We start from the raw sequence: 5301 nt of genomic DNA, 5'->3' as shown, positions 1-5301 counted from the left end.
GCGCCCCATGGCCTACGTCATTCTCGGCGGGCTCGTCACCTCGACGTTCTTGAACCTGCTCGTGGTCCCAACCCTCTTCCTAAAGTGGGGCTGGGACCCCGAAGAGTCCTGGCAGCGCCAACTGGCCCAAGAGCGGGGTGATTTCCTCGAGGTGGCACCCACGCCGGTTCGAGGCGGAGCTGCCGGCGGCTCGCCCCGGTCGGCAACAGAAACATCACCTATCGATCACGGAGATAAGGAGGAGTAACGGGAGTTCAACCCTTGTCTCCCTCCGCATTGGAGGGGATCCTGAACCCTGGTGGCCGAGCGGGAAACGCGCGAAGAGACCCCGGTCCTTTCCTTCGGCAGCGGCTGGGTATAGTAGAACCGGAGAAGCACGTCGCAACTCCGGGACACTAGGGCGGTGGCATGCGACAAAAAGAGCAAATATGCCTGGTCTCTGCCCTACTCCGGTTACGTATTGCCCCCTTCGAAGTCACCGACAACGGGGCATGAAAGGAAAGCTCAAGGTCATAGGCGAGGAGCGCAACCGTCGTCGTCCGGACATTAAGGCTGACTCGCAGCCCCGGAAGGAGGAAAGATCATGGGCAAGCGATTTGTGGTCCTAGCCCTTGGTGTCATTATGCTCGGCAGCCTCCCAGCACAGGCAGGCGAGGATTACCGGAGCAAAGTCAAACTCACGGTCCAGTCCCCCTTCATGTGCGCCCAACGACACTTCCACATCCCGGGGACGGCAGAAAACCAGTCCGACGTCACCCTTGGCCGTATCCGAATCAAAGGGGAAGCATTCCAAGGGGATAACCGGTTAATGTTCACCGCCTTTGGCAAGGTCTTCAGCCCCGAGCTGAAGCCGGGCGAAGTGGCAGCCTTTGACGTGGAGTTTCTGGACATCGTTGGCCCGGACATGCAAAAGGTCAAGGACTACAAGGTGGAGGTGGTTGAGGCGGAACCCAAGCCGTAAAGTTCCGGAGAGGGAATTGTTTTGGAAGTAGATCCAGGGGAAAGCGATGCGGAATCAATATCCGCGGTGGCCCGTAGTCGGAGCTGTCCTGGTCGGAAGCATTATATTCTCGACTGCTGGAGGGCCAGAGGCCTGGGCACAAGATCCAAGGCCAATGGTGGGACATCCAGCGCCAGATTTCACGCTACCAAATCTCCAGGGCAGGCCAGTTCAGCTTTCAAACTTCCGTGGCAAGAAGGCGGTCTTTATCAACTTCTGGGCCACGTGGTGCCCTCCGTGCCGACTGGAGATGCCCATGATGGAGAAGGCCTACCATGTCTATAAGGGCGATGGGTTGGAGATTCTTGCCATCAGCGTTGATTCCGGTCCCAAAAGTTTGGTGAGAAATTTCATCCAGGAGTTCGAGCTTACTTTCCCCGCCCTTCTGGACCCGGACATGAAGACTATGAACCAGTTCCGGATCTTCGCCATCCCCGCAAGTTTTCTCGTGGACAAAGAGGGGATGATCCGCTTTCGAGAACTCGGCTATCGTGACTGGACCGATGGGGATTCGACGAAAATCCTGAAGGAGCTAATCCGTTGAGGTCAGTATGGATACGGTGACCCTTGGGCTCATCGAGGCAGCCGTGACTCGAAGCGGCCTCAGCCAGGAAGCCGGCGCGGGACGTGGTCGTAAGTGCAGAGGCGCGCATCCGACAGCGGAGTCGGTCCCCTCTGGCTGGCCCGTACCGAAAGAGCGTGAGATGGGGCTTGGGAGCAAAGGGCAAGGAGAAGGCTCATGGCGCAGTCAGTGGACGTAACCTCGGTGGTCGCTTTCACGGCGGGGCTCTTTTCGTTCCTCTCCCCCTGTGTGCTACCTCTCGTCCCCTCTTACCTTTCCTTCATCGGCGGCATGTCCCTTCAGGAGCTGAAAGCGGGCAGGACGGTCCATGTGCGACGGACCATCGTTGTAAACGCCGTGCTTTTCATCCTGGGGTTTTCCGCGGTCTTTATCACCCTGGGCGCCTCCTTCACTCTACTGGGACAGCTGCTCCTTGGGTCGATTGGACTCGTTCGGAAGGTCGGGGGAATCATCATCATCCTCTTCGGACTGTTTATTGCCGGGATTCTGAAGCTGCCGCTTCTGATGCGGGAGCGACGTCTGCAGCTTGAGAAGCGGCCCGCGGGATACCTGGGTTCGACCCTGGTCGGGGTGGCCTTCGGTGCCGGTTGGACTCCTTGTATCGGGCCAATCCTGGGTTCGATCCTCACGCTGGCGGGGACATCAACGACAGGAGGGAGAGGGGTGACCCTCCTCGGCGTGTACTCCCTTGGCCTGGGAGTCCCCTTCCTTCTGAGTGCTCTGGCCATGGACCGCTTTAGCCGGTTTTTTGACCGGTTCCACCCTTACATGCGAATGGTGGAGGTCGGAAGCGGCGTCTTCCTCGTCCTTATCGGGGTCCTCCTTTTTACCGGATATCTGACGCTCTTGAATACCTACCTCATCAGCATCACACCCGCCTGGCTTTGGGAGCGGCTGTAAGTTCCGAGCAGATCCGGCAGGACACGAAAAGCATCACGATGGGAGACCCGTGATATGTGCGACGATGAATCCAGGCGAATCTCGACAGCTGAAAATGGGGCGAAGCTGGCGCACAACTCGCTACCTACCCCGGCTAGCATATTTCAGAGAGGAAAGCGGTGAAACGCTTAGGGCCATGGGCGGTCACAATAACTCTTCTTCTGTTTCTCTCCGCCCCGCCAGTCCACGGTGCACCGCTCGAAAAAGGACGAGTGGCCTACGTGGCCAATGAACACTCTGGGACCATCTCCATCATTGACGGAGAGGCCATGCAGGTTGCCGGTACGATTGCCGTCTCCCCGGGACCCCACAATCTGGCCTTTTCTCCGGACGGGAGACTTCTGCTGGTTACCCACCCCTCTGCTGATCGTCTGAGCCTCGTAGACGCAATTCAGCAAAAGGTAAAGGCGGTTCTGCAGATTTCGGGACGGCCCCATGGGGTGGCGGTTAGCTCCAACGGACAGACGGGCTACGTAGCGGCCGAGGGTCTGAGAAAGCTCCTCGTGATCGACCTCATCGTCGGGAAGATCCTCAAGGAAGTCGCTCTACAGGAGTCGCCCCACAATGTCGCCCTAACCGGTGACGGGCGTCGGATCTGGGTCACCAGCCTGGGCTCCCATTCCATCTGGTTGGTGGATGCCGTAACCAGCGAAGTTGAGCGGATGCCCACATATGGCGCCCCTCACGATCTCACCCTTACGGCAAGAGGACAGGACGCCTGGGTCACCAACTGGGGCTCCAGCCTGCTTTTTCATATCGAAACTTCGAGCAGGTTACTCACGCCTGTGGAGACCTCTGGTCGCAACCCTCATCATCTCGCTATTACTCCAGATGGGAGTGAGGTCTGGGTATCCAACCACGACTCGAGCAACGTGAGCATCATCGACGCCCGAGCAAAGATAGAGTTGGCAAGGGTCCCGGTCGGCCGGGCCCCCCATCATGTCGCCATCTCGTCCAATGGCCAACGGGCCTACGTGGCCAATCATGGCTCCCATGACGTTACTGTGATCGACGTCCTCACTCGCCGGGTGATCGGGACGGTCGCTGTGGGCAAGGGACCTCACGGCGTGGTCGCGAATTGAGAGGGTAGGGTGAGCATACATCATGATCTCTTCGCCAGGCTTTACGGCAGTAACCAGCCCGGAGGGAGCGTTTGAGATCCGCGGCACTCCGCCCGGCCGGTATCGTCTGAAGGCATGGCACGGGGCGTTCGGAGCAATCGAGAGAGAGGTAAGCGTTGCCAGGGCCGAACAGCTAACGCTCACGCTAGCTTTTGGTCCAGGAAATGCAAAGAGAGAATAAGCGTACTCGAGGACGGGAATGTGCAGGAGGCCAAAACCGATGAGGCGTCTTAGCTGTGCCCTGTATAAGGATCATCCGAAAGGAGTCCAATCGAAGACCTGGAACCTCGTCTTGTTGTGGAGTCTGGCGGCGTTGCTGGCCTTAGTACCGAACGCCTCCGCCCAAGAACTGCGGGCAGAGGAGGTCCTCAGGCTTCTGGCCAGGGGACCTGCTAAGGGATCTGATCATGCCCCCGTCACCATCATCGAATTCTCCGACTTCCAGTGCACCTTCTGCTGGAGATTCTGGAAGCAGACGCTTCCCCGCCTCGAAGAGGAGTACATCAAAGCAGGGAAGGTCCGGTTCATCTACACGCACCTGGCCATCTTGGGCCCACAATCTGTCGCAGCAGCCCAGGCGTCGGAGTGTGCCCGGGAGCAAGGCAAGTTCTGGGAGTACCACGATAAACTCTTCGCCTCGAAAGGCTTCTTCTCCTTGGCAGATCGCCGACTCAAACAGTACGCGAGGGATCTCGGACTCGACGGCGAGGCCTTTGATCAGTGCCTCGACGCTGGGACGCACGCCAAAAAGGTGGAGGGGGAAACGGGGATCGGGCTTGCCCTGGGGGCCCGCGGCACCCCAACGTTCTTTATCAATGGACTAAAGCTCGTGGGGGCCCATCCCTTCCAGACATTCCGGTCCATTATCGAGGACCAGCTCAAGACCACCCTTGACTTCCAGCGCTAGGTTATATACCCTAGGGGGGTAGGGTATACGGTGTCCCACAGAGGCGCCGATGTCTCATTTGAGTAATCAGGATTTTACGTGCAGTTAGATCAAATACGCCCATCTGTATGAGGAGCGGATGTCCCACCTTTCGATCTCTCTCCCCTCCCCAAGCAAGATTTCCGAACTCAGATTAACTCTACAAATCAAGAACTTGGACTACTTCCCTACCTACCTTCCAGGGGTGGCACGCACGTACCCCGGATAAGGTTGAGCAATCAGGGGGTGTCTAAGGAAGGCGAGGAGGTAAAGATCATGGAATGGCTAGCGGATAACTGGCTGTGGATTCTGGTCGGAATCGGGCTCGTCTGGTTTATGTCCCGAGGGCATGCGGGGATCGGGTGCTGCGGCGCCGGCCATTCCCACGGCATCCCCCCCAAAGAAAGCCCCGAGCAGGAACCGGGAGATAAGCCAGCTCCAACCAAGTCTGCCTGTCACTGAAGTCGGGAGAGGCGAAAAGGTAAACATCCTCGCCGTGGACGGGCTTGAGATCAAGGTGAGACGGAAGTGATCACCGGTAAAAGGAGGAAGCATCGATGAGACCGTTAAACTTCAAGGTGGTGGCCTCAGCTTTAAGCTTTTTCGCGATATTCATCCCGTTGGCGGCGTTTGCGCAAGAACGTCCGTACGACTGGTGGGGGATGCATGACATGTGGGGTGCGTGGGGGATTGGCATGATGTTCATGATGATCGTGTTCTGGGGACTCGTCAT

7 protein-coding genes are annotated in these 5301 nt (G+C 58.1%); all 7 read left to right on the top strand.

The features are described from left to right. A partial coding sequence (locus O6929_05615) for a hypothetical protein (GenBank protein ID MCZ6479863.1) occupies positions 1-247 on the top strand: 247 nt, incomplete at its 5' end. Positions 248-583: 336 nt separating this feature from the next. Beyond that, positions 584-961, top strand: coding sequence for an FxLYD domain-containing protein (locus O6929_05610; GenBank protein MCZ6479862.1), 378 nt, complete (start codon positions 584-586; stop codon positions 959-961). 154 nt (positions 962-1115) lie between these two features. Next, positions 1116-1544: a TlpA disulfide reductase family protein gene (locus O6929_05605; GenBank protein MCZ6479861.1), complete on the top strand. Its 429-nt coding sequence runs from the start codon at positions 1116-1118 to the stop codon at positions 1542-1544. 195 nt (positions 1545-1739) lie between these two features. Beyond that, on the top strand, positions 1740-2483 hold the full coding sequence (locus tag O6929_05600) for a cytochrome c biogenesis protein CcdA (protein ID MCZ6479860.1): 744 nt from the start codon (positions 1740-1742) through the stop codon (positions 2481-2483). A 158-nt stretch (positions 2484-2641) separates the two neighbouring features. Beyond that, a complete protein-coding gene (locus O6929_05595) occupies positions 2642-3604 on the top strand; it encodes a hypothetical protein (protein MCZ6479859.1) in 963 nt (320 codons plus the stop codon). Between the two features lie 259 nt (positions 3605-3863). Then, positions 3864-4550: a thioredoxin domain-containing protein gene (locus tag O6929_05590; protein ID MCZ6479858.1), complete on the top strand. Its 687-nt coding sequence runs from the start codon at positions 3864-3866 to the stop codon at positions 4548-4550. 294 nt (positions 4551-4844) lie between these two features. Then, a complete protein-coding gene (locus O6929_05585; protein MCZ6479857.1) occupies positions 4845-5030 on the top strand; it encodes a DUF2933 domain-containing protein in 186 nt (61 codons plus the stop codon). Positions 5031-5301: the final 271 nt, after the last annotated feature.

Source organism: Candidatus Methylomirabilota bacterium, assembly GCA_027293415.1.
In the GTDB taxonomy this organism is placed as follows: Bacteria; Methylomirabilota; Methylomirabilia; order Methylomirabilales; family CSP1-5; genus CSP1-5.
The sequence above is the reverse complement of the archived record's forward strand: the minus strand, read 5'-3'. Positions and strand labels throughout refer to the sequence as shown.